Annotated in this window: 20 protein-coding genes and 1 other annotated feature; of the genes, 11 read left to right on the forward strand and 9 right to left on the reverse strand. The window is 67.3% G+C overall.

What is annotated here, in order from left to right; genetic code table 11:
- Window positions 1–70 precede the first annotated feature (70 nt).
- Together AC3ISA_RS09775 and AC3ISA_RS09780 are read left to right on the forward strand one after the other, a co-directional pair.
- The gene (locus tag AC3ISA_RS09775; RefSeq protein ID WP_489177734.1) at window positions 71–625 is read left to right on the forward strand and encodes an NADPH-dependent FMN reductase; all 555 of its coding nucleotides are present in this window, start codon (window positions 71–73) and stop codon (window positions 623–625) included.
- A gap of 78 nt (window positions 626–703) precedes the next feature.
- The gene (locus tag AC3ISA_RS09780) at window positions 704–1,120 is read left to right on the forward strand and encodes a BLUF domain-containing protein (protein WP_489177735.1); all 417 of its coding nucleotides are present in this window, start codon (window positions 704–706) and stop codon (window positions 1,118–1,120) included.
- 570 nt (window positions 1,121–1,690) lie between these two features.
- Here the strand turns inward: AC3ISA_RS09780 and AC3ISA_RS09785 are convergent.
- A complete protein-coding gene (locus tag AC3ISA_RS09785) occupies window positions 1,691–1,903 on the reverse strand; it encodes a cold-shock protein (RefSeq protein WP_008260410.1) in 213 nt (70 codons plus the stop codon).
- Window positions 1,904–2,140: 237 nt separating this feature from the next.
- Here AC3ISA_RS09785 and AC3ISA_RS09790 point away from each other — a divergent pair, with 237 nt between their 5' ends.
- Entirely contained in the window at window positions 2,141–2,365 is a 225-nt protein-coding gene (locus AC3ISA_RS09790) for a hypothetical protein (protein ID WP_425985958.1), read from the forward strand.
- Between the two features lie 7 nt (window positions 2,366–2,372).
- On the opposite strand, the gene AC3ISA_RS09795 is transcribed toward AC3ISA_RS09790, so the two are convergent.
- The 4 genes from AC3ISA_RS09795 to AC3ISA_RS09810 all read right to left on the reverse strand — a co-directional run bounded on the left by AC3ISA_RS09795 (window position 2,373) and on the right by AC3ISA_RS09810 (window position 7,732).
- Window positions 2,373–3,857, reverse strand: coding sequence for a SulP family inorganic anion transporter (locus AC3ISA_RS09795; RefSeq protein WP_489177736.1), 1,485 nt, complete (start codon window positions 3,855–3,857; stop codon window positions 2,373–2,375).
- A 54-nt stretch (window positions 3,858–3,911) separates the two neighbouring features.
- Window positions 3,912–3,975: a sequence feature (sul1 is cis-regulatory element that is thought to sense ions involved in sulfur or methionine metabolism; They are found in Alphaproteobacteria), on the reverse strand.
- 175 nt (window positions 3,976–4,150) lie between these two features.
- Window positions 4,151–5,332, reverse strand: coding sequence for a DUF1501 domain-containing protein (locus tag AC3ISA_RS09800; RefSeq protein ID WP_489177737.1), 1,182 nt, complete (start codon window positions 5,330–5,332; stop codon window positions 4,151–4,153).
- The gene (locus tag AC3ISA_RS09805) at window positions 5,329–6,819 is read right to left on the reverse strand and encodes a DUF1800 domain-containing protein (protein WP_489177738.1); all 1,491 of its coding nucleotides are present in this window, start codon (window positions 6,817–6,819) and stop codon (window positions 5,329–5,331) included. Before AC3ISA_RS09805 ends, AC3ISA_RS09800 begins: the two co-directional genes overlap by 4 nt.
- 76 nt (window positions 6,820–6,895) lie before the next feature.
- On the reverse strand, window positions 6,896–7,732 hold the full coding sequence (locus tag AC3ISA_RS09810; protein ID WP_489177739.1) for a metal-dependent hydrolase: 837 nt from the start codon (window positions 7,730–7,732) through the stop codon (window positions 6,896–6,898).
- A 65-nt stretch (window positions 7,733–7,797) separates the two neighbouring features.
- Here AC3ISA_RS09810 and AC3ISA_RS09815 point away from each other — a divergent pair, with 65 nt between their 5' ends.
- Genes AC3ISA_RS09815 through AC3ISA_RS09825 form a run of 3 tightly spaced genes read left to right on the forward strand, consistent with a single transcriptional unit; the run spans window position 7,798 to window position 10,698 of the window.
- Window positions 7,798–8,385 carry a TetR/AcrR family transcriptional regulator gene (locus AC3ISA_RS09815; RefSeq protein ID WP_489177740.1) on the forward strand — a complete coding sequence of 196 codons (588 nt, stop codon included), beginning with the start codon at window positions 7,798–7,800 and terminating at the stop codon, window positions 8,383–8,385.
- Window positions 8,386–8,420: 35 nt separating this feature from the next.
- Complete coding sequence (locus AC3ISA_RS09820) at window positions 8,421–8,999, forward strand: GNAT family N-acetyltransferase (RefSeq protein WP_489177741.1); 579 nt, start codon at window positions 8,421–8,423, stop codon at window positions 8,997–8,999.
- A gap of 31 nt (window positions 9,000–9,030) precedes the next feature.
- Window positions 9,031–10,698, forward strand: a complete 1,668-nt coding sequence (locus AC3ISA_RS09825) for a putative bifunctional diguanylate cyclase/phosphodiesterase (RefSeq protein ID WP_489177742.1) — start codon at window positions 9,031–9,033, stop codon at window positions 10,696–10,698.
- A 3-nt stretch (window positions 10,699–10,701) separates the two neighbouring features.
- On the opposite strand, the gene AC3ISA_RS09830 is transcribed toward AC3ISA_RS09825, so the two are convergent.
- Complete coding sequence (locus AC3ISA_RS09830) at window positions 10,702–11,055, reverse strand: VOC family protein (RefSeq protein WP_489177743.1); 354 nt, start codon at window positions 11,053–11,055, stop codon at window positions 10,702–10,704.
- A gap of 158 nt (window positions 11,056–11,213) precedes the next feature.
- Between AC3ISA_RS09830 and AC3ISA_RS09835 the strand changes: the two genes are divergently transcribed.
- Window positions 11,214–11,768, forward strand: coding sequence for a TetR/AcrR family transcriptional regulator (locus AC3ISA_RS09835; RefSeq protein WP_489177744.1), 555 nt, complete (start codon window positions 11,214–11,216; stop codon window positions 11,766–11,768).
- On the opposite strand, the gene AC3ISA_RS09840 is transcribed toward AC3ISA_RS09835, so the two are convergent.
- Window positions 11,746–12,282, reverse strand: coding sequence for a hypothetical protein (locus tag AC3ISA_RS09840; RefSeq protein WP_489177745.1), 537 nt, complete (start codon window positions 12,280–12,282; stop codon window positions 11,746–11,748). The two genes, AC3ISA_RS09835 and AC3ISA_RS09840, sit on opposite strands and share 23 nt — an antisense overlap.
- Before the next feature lie 141 nt (window positions 12,283–12,423).
- On the opposite strand from AC3ISA_RS09840, the gene AC3ISA_RS09845 reads away from it, so the two are divergent.
- Together AC3ISA_RS09845 and AC3ISA_RS09850 are read left to right on the forward strand one after the other, a co-directional pair.
- Window positions 12,424–14,124 (forward strand): bifunctional protein-serine/threonine kinase/phosphatase, encoded by a 1,701-nt coding sequence (locus AC3ISA_RS09845; RefSeq protein WP_489177746.1) that lies wholly within the window; start codon window positions 12,424–12,426, stop codon window positions 14,122–14,124.
- Between the two features lie 137 nt (window positions 14,125–14,261).
- Window positions 14,262–15,098 carry an outer membrane protein gene (locus AC3ISA_RS09850; protein WP_489177747.1) on the forward strand — a complete coding sequence of 279 codons (837 nt, stop codon included), beginning with the start codon at window positions 14,262–14,264 and terminating at the stop codon, window positions 15,096–15,098.
- Window positions 15,099–15,118: 20 nt separating this feature from the next.
- Here the strand turns inward: AC3ISA_RS09850 and AC3ISA_RS09855 are convergent, their stop codons facing one another.
- Entirely contained in the window at window positions 15,119–15,688 is a 570-nt protein-coding gene (locus tag AC3ISA_RS09855; protein WP_372692592.1) for a YqgE/AlgH family protein, read from the reverse strand.
- A 126-nt stretch (window positions 15,689–15,814) separates the two neighbouring features.
- Here AC3ISA_RS09855 and AC3ISA_RS09860 point away from each other — a divergent pair, with 126 nt between their 5' ends.
- Together AC3ISA_RS09860 and AC3ISA_RS09865 are read left to right on the forward strand one after the other, a co-directional pair.
- Window positions 15,815–16,300: a peroxiredoxin gene (locus AC3ISA_RS09860; RefSeq protein WP_489177748.1), complete on the forward strand. Its 486-nt coding sequence runs from the start codon at window positions 15,815–15,817 to the stop codon at window positions 16,298–16,300.
- A gap of 54 nt (window positions 16,301–16,354) precedes the next feature.
- Entirely contained in the window at window positions 16,355–16,783 is a 429-nt protein-coding gene (locus AC3ISA_RS09865) for a very short patch repair endonuclease (RefSeq protein ID WP_489177749.1), read from the forward strand.
- On the opposite strand, the gene AC3ISA_RS09870 is transcribed toward AC3ISA_RS09865, so the two are convergent.
- The gene (locus AC3ISA_RS09870; protein ID WP_489177750.1) at window positions 16,759–18,645 is read right to left on the reverse strand and encodes an ATP-binding protein; all 1,887 of its coding nucleotides are present in this window, start codon (window positions 18,643–18,645) and stop codon (window positions 16,759–16,761) included. The two genes, AC3ISA_RS09865 and AC3ISA_RS09870, sit on opposite strands and share 25 nt — an antisense overlap.
- Window positions 18,646–18,676 lie beyond the last annotated feature (31 nt).

An 18,676-nucleotide genomic window follows, 5' to 3' on the forward strand; every position in this document is an offset into this window, starting at 1 on the left:
GTGGGCGGAACATCCGACCACCGAGATCGGTTATACTGGCGCTTGAACCCGTCCAGCCCGGAGACTTTCCATGACCGCCCGCGTCGCCCTGATCGTCGGCAGCCTGCGTGAGGGATCCTATTCCCGCGCCATCGGCCTGGAGATGAAGGCCATCGCCGCGCCCGGTCTGGAACTGGAACTGATCGAGATCGGCGACCTGCCGCTCTACAATCCCGATCTGGAGACGGACGCGCCGCCGGCCCCTTGGGTCCGGTTCCGAGAGGAGGTCGATACGACGCAGGCCGTGCTGTTCGTGACGCCGGAATACAATCGCTCCATCCCCGGCGCGCTGAAGAACGCCCTGGACGTCGGCTCGCGCCCCTATGGCCACAGCATCTGGCAGGGCAAGCCCGCCGCCATCGTCAGCATCTCGCCCGGCGCTATCGGAGCCTTCGGCGCCAACCACCACCTGCGCCAGCCCCTGGTCTTCCTGAACATGCCCACAATGCAACAGCCGGAAGCCTATATCGGCAACGTCGCCGACCTGCTGGACGACGACGGCAAGCTGAAGAAGGACGATACGAGGGCGTTCCTGAAGAGCTTCACGGACGCGTTCGCGGCGTGGATCGACAAGACCAAGGGCTGAGGTCGGCCTGAGCGCCGACTCGACTCTCTCGGTGGAAGGTGACCACGTCCCTGCATCGGGGGGCGAAAGCCAATGGGATTGGAACGCTTGGCTTACGTCAGCCGCTCGACAGGGCCTGCGGAGGCGCTGATCGGCGTCTCCGACATCGTCGAACAGTCGGTTCGAAACAATTGGGCCAACAACATCACCGGAGCCCTGGCGTTCACATCATCCCGCTTCGCCCAGGTTCTGGAAGGGTCGCACGGGTCGCTGGACGTTTTGGTGCTGAAGCTCGCGATGGATACGCGTCACTGCGACATGGTGATCGTGGATCGCGTGCCGATCCAGCATCGGCGCTTTGCCGACTGGGCCATGATCGCGCCGCGCTTCACGCCTCACGGGCAGGTCAGGTTGGTTGCGATCATCGACGATAGAACGCCCTCAATGACGGATCTGACCGAACTCCTGTTCGAAATGGTCGGCGAGCAGAAGGCCGAAAGCGGCCCGCACGTATAGGTCTGCAACGTCAATGAAGTCGGGTTTCGCAATCCAGACTGCTGCCCTGACGATCGTCGTGAGCGGGGATGGAAGTCGGCCTTCGTCGGGAAGTATTTCTTCGAGGCCGGAAATCAATCATCGGCGCGGCAATCGTAACAATACAATGGTGTCGTCGATGTCGCGTAAATGGGCGCTAAAAGCCACAACCATTAAAGGTTCGAATTTCGATCCCGATAAGTAAAATGGAACGAAATACTCTGTCGAACGCTGATATGGGGAACAGCGTTATTGGACTCGAACCCATGTGCCTCTCTATCAAGATGAAGATCACTTCGACCATCAGGTTCTAGACCTCGGCGGCTTTCTTTCGTCGTTGCTCGTAGGTCTGGGCGCCCATATGAAACGAAGAGATGCAGCCCGCCCAGCCGCGACGGTCGATCCCAAGGAGATTTGGGCTGTGGATTGCACCACGGAGCCTGCCGACCAGTCGTTCGCAGACGAGCCCGAGCTAAAGGCCGCCTAGACCCGGAATTGAAAACGGCGGCTCCGTGAGGAGCCGCCGTCGCCATATCAGCCGTGAAGCTGAAATCAGCCGATGGTTTGCAGCTGGCCAGCCGATTCCTTGCCCGAACGCTTGTCGCGTTCCAGCTCGTAGGAAACCTTCTGGTTTTCATCCAGGCCGCGCAGGCCAGCGCCTTCGACGGCCGAGATGTGGACGAAGACGTCCTTGCCGCCGTCGTCGGGTTGGATGAAGCCGTAACCCTTGGTGGGGTTGAACCATTTAACAGTGCCGGTAGCCATTTTGAGACCTCCGTTAGAAGTTGACCGAGGGAACGCCCCTGCGGCCTGTCGGGTCTGAATGGGAGCGGCCTTGACTCGTGCGTTCGCAGAGAGAGTGGGCGTTACGCAGAGAGATCGACGAAGCCTATGTGCGCAGATATTTGTGACGGATGCAAGCGCGGGCGATGTGAAGGAAATTCAACGGCCGGAACGGTTTAGCTTGGCGGGCGTTGTTAAGGGGCACGAAAGGCTCCCATCATGAACCGCACTCACGTCGTGGAGCGCGCTTATCAGCTCGCCCGTTCGCCCGACTGTCTGAACACCGGCGACGTCGTCAAGGCCTTGTCCGGCGAGGGTTATTCCGGCGCCGAGATCTCGCATTTCCAGGGCAGTTCGATCCGCGCCGATCTGAACCGCATCTGCAAGATGCCCAAGCCGGACGCCGCCAACGCCGAGGCCGAACAGACCTCCGACGCCGCCTGACGCCCCCTCAATGCGCGCCGGCCCCGTCCGGCAGATGCATCTTCTCGAACCGCCCCACCCGCGCGACCAGGGTGCGGGCGGCGTCGTTCATGCCCACCACCTCGACCTGCGCGCCCTGGCGGCGATAGCGGAAGACGACCTTGTCAACGGCCGCGACGCCGGTCAGGTCCCACAGATGGGCGTCGCTGAGATCGATCTCGACGCGTGTGGGATGGCCATGGTGCTCGAAGCTGGCGGCGAACAGGTCGGCCGAGGCGAAGAAGAGCTGGCCTGAGACGCGGTAGCGCAGCACGCCGTCTTCGGGCGTCTCGATCTCGGTGACCGTGATCGTCTTGCCGACCTTGCGCATGAAGAAGACCGCCGACAGCAGCACGCCCAGGATCACGCCCTTTGACAGGTCGTGGGTCAAAACGACCGTGACGGTGGTGGCGATCATGACCACCGAAGACTGGAAGGGCAGGCTGCGCAGGTTCCGCAACGAGGACCAGTCGAACGTCCCGACCGAGACCATGATCATGACCGCGACCAGGGCCGCCATGGGGATCTGCGCGACCCAGTCCTGAAGCACCAGCATCAGGAACAGCAGGAACAGACCGGCCCACAGGGTGGACAGCCGCCCGCGCGCGCCGGACCCCACATTGATCATCGACTGGCCGATCATGGCGCAGCCGGCCATGCCGCCGAACAGGGGCGACAGGATGTTGGCGATGCCCTGGCCGCGTGTCTCGCGGTCCTTGTCGGATGGGGTGTCGGTGATGTCGTCGATCAGATTGGCGGTCAGCAGGCTTTCCAGCAAACCCACGAAGGCCAGGGTCGCCGAGATCGGGGCGATGATCGCCAGTGTCTCCCACGTCAGGGGGACGGCGGGCAGGTGGAACATCGGCAGGGTCGTGGGCATCTGGCCCATGTCGCCGACGGTGCGCACGTCCAGCTTCATCACGATCACCACCGCGCTGATGGCGACGATGGCGACCAGGGGCGAGGGCACGGCCTTTGTGATGCGGGGAAAGCCGTAGATGACCACCAGAGCCGCCGCGACCAGGGCGTAGGTGATCCAGCCCCTGCCGATCAGCTCGGGCATCTGGGCCAGGAAGATCAGGATCGCCAAGGAGTTGACGAAGCCGGTCATGACGCTGCGGCTGACGAACTTGATGTAGCGGCCCAGCTTCAGCAGGCCGATGACGATCTGGAACACGCCGCACAGGATGGAGGCGGCGAACAGATATTCGAGGCCATGGTCGCGCACGAGCGTGACCATCAGCAGGGCCATGGCCCCGGTGGCGGCCGAGATCATGGCCGGACGCCCGCCGACGAAGGCGATGGTCACGGCGATGACGACGCTGGCGTAGAGTCCGACGGCGGGATCGACGCCGGCGATGATGGAAAAGGCGATGGCTTCCGGGATCAGGGCCAGGGCCACGACGGTCCCCGCCAGCAGGTCGCGGCGAGGATTGGCGAGCCATTGCTGGCGCGCGGAGGCGATGATGGACATTTCAGGATTTCATCTGGATGAGCCGCGCCCGATGGTTCGGTTTCAAGGCGGTTCGGTTTCCCAGCGGATCGGCGGCGGGGATAGCCACCCGTCGCCTGCGAACAGGGCCGGGTCCAAGGTGATGGCGTCCTGATGCGGCGTTGCGCCGCGAAAAGCAAGCGTGGCGGCTGGAGCGAAATCGGTTGAGTTGGACGCAGTCCAACTCAGCTCAGATTTCGCTCCAGCATCAATCTGGAGCCTGATTCACGGCATCAGCGGAATCGCGAAGCGATTCCACCTCAGCCGATCAGGCTCTAGACCAGGCCGTCCATCGCCGGCGCCTCGGCGGCGCTGGCGGGGAAGACGCGGGCGTCCAGGGCGGCGCGGTCCAGGCCCATATGATCGCGCAGCACGCCCTTGAACACCGAACGGATGTCCAGGGTCGGGGCCAGATCGCGATTCTCGAACAGACGGTTGTCGGCCAGGGTCGGCCAGTCGCCGATGGGGCCGCCGCGCTTGATCGCCCCGCCCGCCAGCAACAGCGACGAGCCGGTGCCGTGGTCTGTGCCTTGCGTGCCGTTGGCGCGGGCGGTGCGGCCGAACTCGGTGGCAACGACGACAGCGGTTCGCGACCAGGTCTCGCCCAGCCCGTCCTTCAGGCCCGTGACCAGTTGATCCAGGCCGGTCAGCCGTGTCTGAAGCTGCGCCTTCTGGCCTGCGTGGGTATCCCAGCCGTCCAGCGAGACGGCGACGATGTCGGCGCCCTCGGGTCCGGTCATCAGCCGGGCGACGGCCTGGCCCAGGCCCTGAACGTCGTTGCGGCGCAGGCGTTGGTCGCCGCCGTCTATGCTGACCAGCTGTTCGGTCGCCAGGCCGCGCGCCAGGTTCTGGCCCAGCATCGGATCCTCGACATAGAGATCCTGCAGCAGGGAGGCGATGCGGTCGCCGCCGCGCACCTGTCCGCCCGGCGCCCAGCTGGAGACCGGGGCGTCGCCGCGCAGGATCAGCGGCGTCTGGGCGCCGATCGACAGGCCCTTCAGCGACGTGCCGCCGGCCGCGACGATGGCGCGGTTCAGCCAGCCGTCGGTCTGTTGACGCAGACCCTCGCCGCCGTTCTCCAACACGTCCTGGGCATCGAAATGGGAGCGGATGCGGACGGGCAGGGCGACGGCGGGCGCGAACCGCATCTGGCCCAGGCCATACAGGTCGTGCAGGCCGGCCAGCGCCGGATGCAGGCCGAAACCTTCGCCCAGCGCCAGGGCGCCGTTCGCCTCGCCAGGGGCGGCGATGGCCAGGCCGCCACGTAGCGGAACGTAGTTGGGGTCGCCATAGGGGACGGTGACGGACAGGCCGTCCATGGCGCCGCGCGCAATGACGACGACCAGCTTGTTGGCCGGGCCGTTGGTCTGGGCGGCGACCCGTCCGGCGAAGGCCAGGCCGACCCCGGCCGAGGCGGCGGCCAGCAGACGGCGGCGGTTCATATTGAGGGCGGTCATCGGCGTTGGAACTCCGGCGACATGAAGAGAAGGGTGAGGGCCTCGGGCCGGCTTTCGGCGCGGGCGACGGCGAGGCGCGTGCGCTCGCTGAGGCGCGCACCGAGGGCGGCGACGGCGAGGGCGCTGGGGTCGGCCGCCTGGGCCGCGTCGGCGGCGGTGCGCGACCAGTTCAGCCGTTTGACCAAAGCGTCGGGACCGGCCCAGTCGGCGGCGGCGTCGGGCCAGCCCTCGGGCGAGGGGGCCGCGAACGGCGGCTGGCCCATGTCCAGCAGGGCCTGACGCAGGGGCTGGATCCGCTGGGGCCGGGTTCCCAGGGCGCGGTGGGTGGAGACGACGAACTCATACGGCGTCTTGATCTTGGCGGGCTGTGGCGTCCAGGTCTCGGGCGCCTCGACCAGGGCGCGGGCGACCTGGGCCAGGTCGCCGCCGGATCGGGTCCAGGCGTCTTCCAGCCGAGCGACCAGGGCCGGTGGCGGGTCGTCGGCGACGAAATGGGCGGCGAGGCGGTGCGATAGCCGCTTGGCGGTCGCCGGATGTCGGGCCAGGTCGCGCAGGATGGCCTGACCCTGGGCCAGGCCTGACGCCGGATAGGTCTTGCCCATCACCGTGCGCGGACCCGGTTCATGGACATTGGCGCGGAAGACGAAGCCGTCGGGGCCGGGCTCGATCTGGTTCGCCATCGCTCGGGCCCGACGGGGCCTGTTGGGAGAAGGGTTGGCGGTCTGGCCTTGGTCACGCGCAGTAGGGATCGACCAGCCGGTCAGGGCGCGGGCCAGTTCGGTCACGTCGCCTTGGGTATAGCCGCCGTCCGCGCCGACGGTGTGCAACTCCATCATCTCGCGGGCCAGGTTCTCGTTCAGCCCGGCGTTGCGGCGCGCGCCGGCCATGCTGTCGGGACCGACCGAGCGGGCCTGGTCCAGGTACAGAAGCATGGCGGGATGCTGTTCGGCGGCCAGGACCAGATCCTCGAACCGGCCGAAGACGTGGGGGCGGATGGCCTCGCGCTCGTACTGGCCGACGAAGGCGCCGCTGGCGAACTTGACGGCCGAGACGGTGACGGCGTTGGCCCAGAACAGCGTCCACCGCTCGGCGAACCCGTCATCTGTGGTCGCGCCCAGTTGGGCGCGGGCCAGAAACTCCTGGGCTGTGTCCTGGGTGATGTCGCGACGCGCGGCCTGACGGGCCTCGCGCCGGGCGACGGCCTGGGGATCGGCGGCGGACGCGGTCTGCGCCGTGTCTGACGCCATGGACGTGGGCGGGCGCCGGTCGCGGCGAACCTGACCGGCGTCGCTTTGATAGTCGACATACTGGGCGACGCGTTCGGCGGTGTCGGCAAACTGGCCGGACGGCTGTGGCGCGCCCTGGGGCCGGATCTGAGCCGTGGCCCAGCCGCGCGGATCTGCGGCGACGCGTTCGATCTCGCCAGGCCTGGCGCCGAGACCCAGGCGGGTCAGGGCGATGGCGGCGTCGGTCGGTGATGAAGCCATGGCCTTCTCCTCGTCCGTCCCCGCAGAGTGTAACGCAGTCGGTGCGTAAACTCCGTCGCGAGATCGGATCAAAGGATCAGGCGGGCTGGGCCAGGCCCGCCTCGGCGTCGGCGATCAGGTCGCGGTCGTCCACCTGCCACGGGTGGAAGTCGGGTTTGTAGAAGGCGACATAGTCCCCGATCATGCGGCGATAGAGGCCCGGCTTCAGCCACAGCCAGCGGAACAGGCCAAAGCGCGCCTTCCAGCCGACGATGCCGTCCTGTTTCAGCAGCATCAGGGTCGTCTCGCGCACCGTTCGGGTGAACAGCAGGGTCGTCAGGAACATGGCCCAGCGTCGCAACCGCCAGCGCTTCAGCGGGCTGAGGTCGCGGGTGGCGTGCAGGAAGACGTCATAGGCCACGCCCTTGTGCTCGATCTCCTCGATGGAGTGCCAGCGCCACAGGCGGGCCAGGTCGTGGGGCGAGCCCTTCAGCAGGTCCGGGTCGGCCAGAAGCCGATGGGCGAAGGCGGCGGTGAAATGCTCCAGCGCCATGGTGGCGGCCAGCTGGGCGATGGCCGGGCGGGCGCGGGCGAGGTCGAGGCGGGCCGTGACATAGGCCTCGATCTCGGCGGTCTCGTAGCCGGCGCGGGCGGTGATGGCGTTGAAGGCGATGTGTTCGCGCGTATGGGCGCCTTCCTGAACGGTGAAGGCGCGGATGTCGGCGGCCAGGTTCGCGGGCGTATCCTTGGCGAACCGCTTGACCGACTGGATGAAGAACCGCTCGCCGTCGGGAAAGGTCAGACTGAGAGCGTTCATCACTGCCGTGCCGAACGGGTCGCCGTTCAGCCACCAGCGTGGCGTCGGGGCCTCGCGGTCGATATGCAGGTCCCGCGGCTTGATCTGGAGGTCGGCGGGGGTGGCGGATTTCGCCATGGGTCTGCTCCTCGATTTCAAGCGCAAGATGGAGTTAACTGACATCAATGTCAACTAATGGTCCAGTGAAGCGGCGACGCGGGGCGGTGGCGCGCGAAGAGGCGCTGGAAGCGGCGCGCGACCTGCTGCTGTCCGGCGGCCCGGCGGCGGTGACGCTGAAGGCCGTGGGCGAGCGGATGGGCGTGGGCCACGCCAATCTGATCCACCATTTCGGCTCGGCGGCCGGGCTTCAGGGCGCGCTGATGGACGCGATGGTGCGCGATCTGGCCGAGCGGATCGAGGTGGGCCTGAACGAAGGGTCGGGCGAAGGGCGCGAGGGCGTGGAGCCGGATCGGTTGATGACCGTCGTCTTCGACGCCTTCGGCAAGGGCGGGGCGTCGCAGATGGCGGCCTGGCTGGCCCTGGCACGCGAACAGGGGCGGGCGGAAAGCTTCGGCGGGGTGGTGCGGGACTTGGCCGACCGGCTGGCGGCCATGGCGCCCGACGATCCCCGGGCGGCCGAACGGGCGCGGTCGCTGGTCATGACGGCGGCCTATATGGCGTTCGCCGAGGGGCTGATCGGTGAAATATTGACGCCGATGCTGGGTGCGCCCGACGGTCTGGGCCGCGAACTGGCGTTGAAGCTGACGGCGACAGTCTTGGCGGAACCGTGAGTTCAGGCCACAGTCGTCCTGTTGTATGAGGCGTCATGGCCCTGTTGGACTGGATGAGCGATGTGGCCGGGCCGGTGGTCCGGGGCGACGGCGTGCTGCTGCGGCCGCCGCGCGCGGGCGACTATGCCGCCTGGTCCACGCTGCGTGACGGATCACGCGACTATCTGCAACCGTGGGAGCCGGCCTGGCCCGACGACGACCTGACCAAGCCGGCGTTCCGGCGCCGGCTGTCCATCTATGCGCGCGAGATGGAGCTGGGCCATGCCTGGCCCTTCTTCGTGCTGGTGGACGGCGGCAAGACCCTGGCGGGGGCGGTGACCCTGTCGAACGTGCGGCGCGGCGTCGCAGAGACGGGGACGCTGGGCTACTGGGTCGGTCAGCCCCATTCCGGTCAGGGCGTGGCGACGGCGGCGGTGCAGGCGGTGGTCGGCTATGCGTTCGAGAAGCTGAAACTGCACCGGCTGGAGGCGGCCTGCCTGCCGAGCAACCACGGTTCGCGCCGGGTTCTGGAGAAATCGGGCTTTCGCAACGAAGGTCGGGCTCGCGCTTATTTGAAAATTAACGGCGAGTGGGCAGATCATCTGCTGTTCGGCCTGGTCGAGGACGAGCGTTGACGGCCGGGGGCCGTCTGGAAGGGCGAGACGCGTGACACCACGATCCCGATCGCTGGCCTGGGACGCCACGACCGCCATCGAGGCGTTGGCGGCCGCCGACACGGCCCTGTGGGTCTGGACGCCGGCGACGGACGAGCTGCGCTTCACCGGCGCGACGCGGTCGCTGGGCCTGGGGCCGCTGGCCCCGGAATGCACGGCCGCCGGCTTCGTCGCCCTGGCCCTGCCCCAGGATCGCAGCCTGGCCGAACGCATGCTGAAACCGCAGGACGAGGGGGCCGAGGTCGCCGTGCGCCTGCGGATGCGCGGGTCCGAGACCTGCCTTTGGCGCGGTGTCTGGCTGGAGGACGGACTGCGCGCCGCCGGCGTCGTGGCGCTGGAGACCAAGTTCGCCGGATCGGATCGCGATACTCTGACAGGCCTGCTGGACCGTCGCGCCTTCATTGCGCGCGTGGGCGAGGTTCTGACCCAGCCGGGCGAATACGAGATCGTGGTCGGCGACGTGGACCGTCTGCGGCGCCTGAACGAGGCGCTGGGGCATGAGCGGACCGACCTAGTGCTGTCGGCTCTGGGCTCGCGCCTGGCCGCCGCCTTCAACAAGGACGCCTCGGCGGCGCGGATCGGCGAGGACGAGTTCGCCATCATCGTGCCCAAGACCGCCTCGCACACCAGCTATCGCGTGCGTGACGCGCTGGAGCAGCCGCTGCGGGTGGCGGGCTTCGACATCTATCCGACCGTCTCCATCGGGGCGGTGATGGTGGAGGGCGGGCCGGATGCGCCCGACGCCGCCGAACTGTTGCGCCGGGTCGAGCTGGCGGTGGAATCGGCCAAGGGCGCCGGGCGCGGCGGATCGGCCGCCTATGGCCGGGCGCTGGAGAGCGACAGCCTCAGCCGTCTGGCGCTGGAGGCGGACCTCAGGAACGCCTTCGTGCGCGGCGAGATCGTGCCCTTCTTCCAGCCCATCGTGAACCTGAACACCGGGGCGGTGGCGGGCTTCGAGGCCCTGGCGCGCTGGCGTCACCCGCGCCGTGGCCTGGTGCCGCCGGACGAGTTCCTGGGCCTGACCGCCGATCTGGGGATGATGAACGACCTGGGCCTGCTGATGATGACCCAGTCGGCGCGGCAACTGGCCGAATGGATCGAACGCCATCCGCTGGCGGGCAAGATGTTCTGCAGCGTCAACCTGTCGGTCGGCGAGATCGAACGCCCGCACCTGTGCGAAGACGTGGCGCGCATCATCAAGGAAACCGGCCTGCCCAAGGGCGCGCTGAAGCTGGAGGTCACCGAGGGCGACATCATGCGCGACACCGCGCACGCCGCCGAGGTGCTGCAATCGCTGAAGGATGTCGGGGCGTCGCTGGCGCTGGACGACTTCGGCACCGGCTTCTCGTCCCTGTCCTATCTGGCGCGCCTGCCGTTCGATACGCTGAAGATCGACCGCTATTTCGTGCTGACGATGAACAAGGACGAAGGCTCGGCCAAGATCGTCAAGTCGGTGGTTAACCTGGGCCGCGACCTGTCGCTGGAGGTCGTCGCCGAGGGTGTCGAGAACGCCGAACTGGCCCGCCTGCTGCTGGACGCCCAATGCCACTACGGCCAGGGCTTCGGTTACGCGCCGGCGCTCCCGGCCCAGGAGGCCGAAGTCTATCTGGCCGAGAGCCTGGCGGATGGGACCGCTCCTCTGAAGCAGCGGTCGGCCTAGGCTTCAATCCACGGGGCGACCGATACGCACCAGCGCGCCGTTGGGGTCGCTGACGGCGAACTCGTAGATTCCCCAAGGTTTGTTTTCCGGGCCTGCGCCGATGATCAGTTCGCGCACGCGGTCGGCGGCGGCGTCGACATCCTCGACATAGAGGTAGAGCCCCAGGGCGTTGTCCTCGATCCGGGCCGGCCAACCGGGTGTGGCGTTGAGGTGCAGATGGCCGCCGCGTCCATCCTCCAGAATGCGATAATCGCCGTAGTCGCTGACCACGTCGAAGCCCAAACGACGATAGAAGGCTTCGCTGACGTCCATGTCGCGTGCGGGCACGATGGCGACGGCCCGGTGTTGTGCAGTCATTGAAACCTCTCTGATTACGAGGCGATGATGCCTTTTGCTCGGCCCGCGCGAAACCCTTAACGCCGCGGCTTTCGGCCGTTTCCGGACAGTGGGGCCATCTTGTCCGCAAGGCTTGGAAAGTTCTGCCTGGCATGGCTTGCGTAGGCTAGGTTGTGGGCATGACGGCAGGCGAGACGCAGGATCGGGACGGGCGCCGCGCGCGGACGCGGCAGGCGATCACGGATGCGCTGATCCGGCTGATGTCGGATCGACGATATTCGGCCATCCGCACGACGGATCTGATCCAGGCCGCCGGCGTCGGCCGCTCGACCTTCTACGAGCATTTTCAGAGCAAGGCGGCGGTGCTCGAAGCCGTCGTCGAGCCGATTCTGATCCCTTTGGCGCAGGCCGGCGCGGGGCAGGGCAATACGGCGCGGCTCAAGGTCATGCTGGACCACCTCTGGGATCGTCGCGCCCTGACGCGCCATCTGTTCGATGCGCCGTTGCAGACGAAACTGCAACGCAGGCTGGCGGCGATGATCGAAACGAAGATTGCGGATCGCACCGACGACGCCCTTCCATCTTCGCTGATCGCGAGGGGCGCGGCGGCCGGCCAATTCGCGGTGGTGCAGATGTGGCTGTCCGGCGAGGCCTCATGCCGTTCCGGTGCTCTGGCGAATGCGCTGGCGGGCGTCCGGCGGACCCAAACGATCAGATGCGATCCTGCGCTCTGATAAGGTCATAGACCTGTCTCGGATTCCTGATCTGCAGGAACTGCGAAGAGCCACCGAGTGACGGAGTCCAGAGTCCAAATCCATTCATGGCGATGGCTGACGTCATCCAGTTGCCTTCGAAAACGATGCTACCCGTTCCGTCGCTGCGCTCCGAAAGTTCCAGCTTCGGCAATCGCCGGATCTCAAGAGACGTAAGCTTAGGCTGCTTGCGACCCCGCAACATCAGAACGCGTTGGTTCGTCACGGCGTAGAACTGGGTTTTTCTGATCATCGCGTCGTGAAAGAACCGGCCGACGATCATGTAGAGGCCGACGACGAGGAATGGCAGGCCCCACAGGCGAAAGAACCAGAGGCCCGCTTGTTCGCCGCCCGGCAGGATCCACACCATCGCATTCCAGAAGATCGCAAAGCCGCCCCAAAGCAGGGTGAATGGGATCAGGAAGATGTCCTTGCCGCTGACCATCAGCCCTTGCTTAGGCTGCCCTGCCCATAGAATGTTTTCGTCTGCGGCCAAGTAAGATTTGAAACGGTCGGTTGCATCTAGGGAGTTCATAGCGCGCTTCTAACCGACTTCGGAAAGCGGCGCTATATGTGGCGGCATATATGGCCGCGCTTCCACCTAGCCATCGGCGCTGCGATTCCGCACAGTGCGCCCATGACCGACGCCAGACTGGAGATCGCCGCCGGCTTTGCGACCTTGCAGGGGCCAAAGGCGGACAATCAGGATTTCGGCGGCGTCCATATCGGCACGGCGGCCGAGCAGCGCGAGCATGGGGTCGTGGCGGTGATCGCCGACGGGGTGTCGGGGTCCAAGGCCGGGCGGATGGCGGCGGAGCTGACGACGCGCAGCTTCATCGACGGCTATCTGGACCAGAACCCGCTGAACGGCATCGCCGCCAACGGGATCAAGGCGCTGAGGGGCTTCAACCGCTGGCTCCATTCGCGCGGCAAGATCGATCCGGCGATGGAGGGGGCGGCGACCACATTCACGGCGGTCATCCTGCGCGGGCGCGAGGCGACGGCGCTTCATGTGGGCGACAGCCGGGCCTGGCATTTCCGTGACGGGGTGCTGACGCGGCTGACCGAGGATCATACGCGCGCCCAGCAGGGGCTCAGCCATGTGCTGTACCGCGCCGTGGGCATCGAGGCGGACGTGAAGCTGGACGTGCGTCAGGTCCGGCTGGAGCCGCATGACCGACTGCTGCTAACCACCGACGGCGTGCATGGGGTGCTGGCCGATGCGGTGATCGCGGGCCTCTTAGGGCGGCGCAGTTCGCCCGACGCGGACGCCAAGGCGATCCTGGCCGAGGTCGAGGCTGCGGGCGCGCGCGACAACGCCACCGCCATCGTCATCGACGTGGTCCGCACCGGCGCGCCCGACTGGGAGGCGATCACGGCCGAGGCGGAGGGGCTGGCCATCCTGCCGCCGCCCGCCGTGGGCGACAATGTCGACGGCTTCGCCTTGCAGCGGCTGGTCGCGGACGGGCGCTATACGCGGCTGTTCCTGGGCAAGGACACGTTGGGCGACGGAGGCATGGTGGTGCTGAAGTTCCCCAAGCCCGCCGTGGTGTCCGAGCGCGGCGCGCGCACCGCTTTCCTGCGCGAGGCCTTCATCGGCCGGCGCATAGACAGCCCGTTCGTGGGCAAGGTGTTGAGCCTGGATGCGGGCCGCCAGAGCCGTCTCTATATCGCCCAGCCATTTTATGCCGGTCAGACCCTGCACGCGCGGCTGGCGGAGGAGGGGCCGTTCGAGATCGCAGAGGGGATCGGCGTGGCCCTGCGTCTGTCGCGCGCGGTGTCGGCCCTGCACCGGGCAGGGGTGACCCACCGCGACATCAAGCCGGACAATGTGATCCTGGAGACCAACGACGGGCTGAAGCTGGTCGATCTGGGGGTGGCGCGGCTTAGGCTGGCCGAGGAGTTCGCCGAGGCCGAGGCGCCTGGCACCGCCGGCTACAAGGCGCCCGAAATGTATGCGGGCGAGAGCGGCAATGCCGCCACCGACCAGTTCGCCCTGGGGGTGACGCTGTATCGTCTGTTCACCCGCACCTATCCGTGGGGCGAGGTCGATCCGGCCGATGCGCCGCGCTTCGACCGGGCGCCCGTTGCTCCGACGCGGCATCGGCCGGACATGCCCGCCTGGCTGGAGGCGGCCATCATGCGCGCCGTCGCCGTCGATCCAAACGAGCGGTTCGAGGATGTGGAGGAGCTGATCCACGTGCTGGAAACCGGCAGTGCCGTCGCCGCCCCGCCACCGCGCCAGCTGTCCCTGATCGAGCGCGATCCGGTGCGGTTCTGGCAGGGGGTCAGCCTGCTGCTGTTGCTGGCGCTGCTGGTGTCGATGGCGACGCGTTAGGCCCCCATACGTCCAGATTAAGCGTTTGGATGTGCGACATTTAGCGATGCGACGTCAGGGAACCTGTGGCCGCGTTCGGCTTTTGTGACGGCGAGCGGGGATATCGCGCCCGCACTTTTGGCACGAAAGCCTCCCCAATGATCAAGACTCTCGCATCCAGCGCCCTGGCGCTGGCCATGGTCTCCACCCCCGCCCTGGCGCAATCGGTCGCCCCTGACTGGTCCGGCCCCTACGTCGGCATCTTCGGCGGTTACAACCAGTCGAACGACGACGGCGACGAAAACCTCGGCTTCGACCGCAATCTGGACGGCCGCTACGGCGATCAGGTTTCGACCGCCCTCGGCGCCAACGCCTTCAGCCCCGGCTTCTGCGGCGGCATGGCGACCAGCACTGCGCCCGGCACCGGCTGCCGTGACGACAACGACGGCGTCGAAGCGGGCGTCCGCGCCGGCTACGACATGCAGTTCGGCAACTTCGTCGTCGGCGCCTTGGCGGAATACAGCGTCAACAACGTGCAGGACTCGGTGACGGGCTTCTCGACCACCCCGGCCTTCTACACCTTCACGCGCGAACTGGAGAGCACGGCGGCCGCCCGTCTCAAACTGGGCTACGCCTATGGCCCGGCCCTGATCTACGGCACCGGCGGTTACGCCTACGGCAAGTTCGAGAACAAGTTCCGCACCTCGAACCAGGCCAACAGCTTCACCGAAACCAGCGAAGGCGACGACGGTGACGGCTGGCAGGCCGGCGGCGGCGTGGAATACGCCCTGGGTCGCGGCCTGACGGTCAACGGCGAATACCTGTACACCTCGCTGGACGTCGAAAGCCCGGTGATCCGCGTCGGCAACAACGGCACGACCCCAGCCGCCAACCCGTTCATCTCGGCCCCGAACACGACGGGCACCGACATGATCCGGAGCAACGGCAAGTTCGGAACCCACATGTTCCGCATCGGCATGAACTACCGCTTCTAGGCCCAAACGGGCGGTCGGGCTTACGCTCGGCCGCCCTGGCTGGACAACATGGCTGCGTCCACGCCCATTTGGGCCAGGGCTCGCGTCCATTTCGACGTGTGTTCGCCGTCGAAGATCAGATCGAGATCGGCGTCGGCGGTCAGCCAGACGTTCTCGGCCAACTCTCCCTCCAACTGCCCCTCGCCCCAGCCGGCATAGCCCAGCAGCAGCGCCGAACGGCTTGGCCCCGAGACCGCGTCGGTCATGGCGGCCAGGGCCTCGCGCGTGCCGGTCATGGCCAGGCCGTCGCCGAAGGGCAGGCTGTCGTCCCCTATCATCCAGTCGTCGGTGTGCAGCACGAAGCCGCGCTCGCGCTCGACCGGCCCGCCCATCAGGACCGCACGGCCGATCGACTGGTCCGGGGCCGGAGCCTCCAGCTTGTCTAGAACCGTCTTCAGATCCACGCCCGGCGCCGGGTGGTCCAGCCGCAGGCCCATGGCGTGATCCGGCCCGTGGGCGCAGATCAGGATGACGGCGTGTTCGAACCGGGGGTCGTCGATGCCGGGCATGGCGACCAGCAGGCGGCCGGTCAGGGTGGAGGCTTGGCTCATGATCCGATCATCGGTCGCGAAAGCGGCGCTTGCAAGTCGAGCGGACGCTTGCGGTCCCGGCGGCGCTCTCTATGTGTCGCTGACGGCGTCTAGAACCCCGTCAGCCCCAACCTCAGCGAGACAATCATGACCATCCAGATCGGCGATCGCATCCCGAACGCGACCCTCGCCCAGGCGACCGCCGAAGGGCCCAAGCCCGTCAGCACCGCCGACATCTTCGCGGGCAAGACCGTGGCCCTGTTCGCCGTGCCCGGCGCCTTCACCCCGACCTGCTCGGCACGCCACCTGCCAGGCTTCAAGGATCACCTGTCCGACATCCAGGGCAAGGGCGTCGATACGGTCGCCTGCATCTCGGTCAACGACGCCTTCGTCATGAAGGCCTGGGCCGACAGCCAGGACATCACCGACGACAGCATCGTCATGCTGGCCGACGGCAACGGCGAACTGACCAAGGCCCTGGGCCTGGTGCTGGACGGTTCGGGCTTCGGTCTTGGCGAGCGTTCGCAACGCTATTCGATGCTGGTCAAGGACGGCGTGGTCGAGCAGTTGAACATCGAACAGGGCGGCGAGTTCAAGGTCTCCTCGGCCGAGCATCTGCTCGCGCAGCTCTGATGGGGGTCGATCCAGGCTATCGCTTTGCTATTTGAGCCTGGATCGACGCAAGTAATGAGCGATGTGTTCAGCCCCGAGAAGCGCAGCGCCGTGATGCGTCGCGTGAAGGGCAAGGACACGTCGCCGGAGCTGGCCGTGCGCAGGATCCTGCGCGCGGCCGGGATCGGTTATCGGCTGGGCGGTATGGGTCTGCCCGGTCGGCCGGATGTCGTGATGAAGGGCCGCCGGGTCGCCGTGTTGGTCCACGGCTGTTTCTGGCACGGCCACGACTGTGCGCGCGGCGCGCGCCAGCCCAAGACCAACGCCGACTACTGGATCGCCAAGATCGCCCGCAATCGCGCCCGCGACGCCGCCGCCGTTCAGGCGCTGGAGGCGTCAGGCTGGCGCGTGGTGACGGTGTGGGAATGCGAGATGCGTGGGCCGGATTTCGCCGCGACCCTGGTCGCCGCCGTCAGGGATCAGGCGGCCTCGGTCCGGGCCTGAGCGGCGGTCTCGTCCAGGACGTGTTGCAGGGCGCCGATCAGCGCCGTGGGCGTCAGGGGCTTGGAGACGAAATAGGCCATGCCGGCCGCCTGACAGGCCGCGACATCCTCGGGCGCGGTGTCGGCGGTGACGGCGACGACGGGCGTGCGGGCGTTGGGTCCGCCGCCGGCGCGCAGGCGACGCGTGGTCTCGCGCCCGTCTAGTTCGGGCATGCGCACATCCATGAAGATGACGTCGAAGACGGCTTCCTCGCAGCGCTGCAAGGCGATCAGGCCATCGGCGGCGGTGGTGATCTCGCAGCCCAGCGGCTGAAGGATCAACTGTACGGCGCGGCGGTTGATGTCGTGATCGTCCACGACCAGCAGGCGCAGGGGTTGGTCGTCCGTTTCGCCGGGTTCAGCCTCTGGCTCGGCCGCCGCAGGTTCGGGCGTCGGCTCGGGCGCCGCCGCGACCACGGCCTGGGCTGCCGGCGTGAAGGGAACCAGCGACCGGGCGATGTCCAGGCGGCTTTCCTCGACGATCTCGGCGATCGGCTCAGCGTCCTCGCCCTTGGGCAGGATCAGGGAGACGGTGAAGCGCGAGCCTTCGCCCGGCGTGCTGCGCACCGTCAGGCGTCCGCCCATCAGGTCGATCAGATTGCGGCTGATCGCCAGGCCCAGGCCCGAGCCGCCATAGCGGGCGGTGACCCCGTCGGCCGTCTGGTCGAAGGGGGTGAACAGGCGCGCCAGTTGGTCGGTCGTCATGCCGGGGCCGGTGTCGACGATCTCGAACAGCAGGGCGTAGCCCGACGGTTCCTCGGACCAGGCCTGGACCCGCAGGGTGATCTGGCCTTCTTCGGTGAACTTCATCGCGTTCGACATCAGGTTATTGAGCACCTGACGGATGCGCATCACGTCGCCCTTGACCTGGCGGGGGACGCCGTTCGCGCCCTCGACGCGCAGCCTCAGGCCCTTGGCGTCGGCCGGGCCGCGCCACAGTCGAAGCGTCTGGGCCAGCATCTGACGCAGGTCGAAGTCGTTGGCCTCGACCGTCATGCGGCCCGCGCCAATGCGGCTGTGGTCCAGCAGGTCGTCCAGAAGGGCCTTCATCATCAGACCGGCGTCGGTGATCAGGTTGGCGCTGGCGCGAGATTGGGCGTCGGGCGCGCGCAGTTCGGCGGCGCCGGTCAGGATGGCGCCGATGGGCGTGCGCAGGTCGTGACCGACGGCGGCCAGGAAGGCGGTGTGATCGGCCAGGCTGCGTTCGGCCGTGAGGCGCAGGTCCTGGGCCTCGGCATGGGCGCGGATCAGATCGGTCGTGGCGTCGCTCATCCGTTGCCAGGTGACGACGACGTAGAAGGCGTACAGGACCACCGTCGCCGCCGCCGTCATCACCAGCGGTGCGGGCGCGCCGAACGAATAGGCGAAGAAAGGGGTCGCCATCAGATAGAGCAGCTGCGGCGCCAGGCTGGCGATCATCATCGGCTGGCAACGCGCGGCGGTCGTCATGGACGACAGCATGATGGCCGGCAGCATCAGGGCCGCGCAGACCCCGCCCAGAGGGCCGCCGATCTGCCACATCACCAGGGACAGGCCGCCGAACACCGTGGCGCTGACTGCGAGTGCGATGCAGCCGGCGACCTTGCGCGCCGTGGACATCTCGTCCCTGTCGCCGCGCGTGACCGGACCGAAGACCACCAGTTCGACGCCCTGGACGGCCATATACAGCACCGCCCAGCTCAGGCTGAACCAGACGCCCACCATCGGCGTGACGACAAGGGCGACCGCCCAGCTCGATGCGATGCGTTGCAGCAGCGCGCCACGACGCAGGCGTACGGCGGCGGCCCAGCCGTTTTCAGCCTTATCGACGACGGTCGATTTCATGCAGGCCCTCGAATGGCGAACGCCGGTCGTT

Source organism: Brevundimonas sp. KH_058, assembly GCF_057838505.1.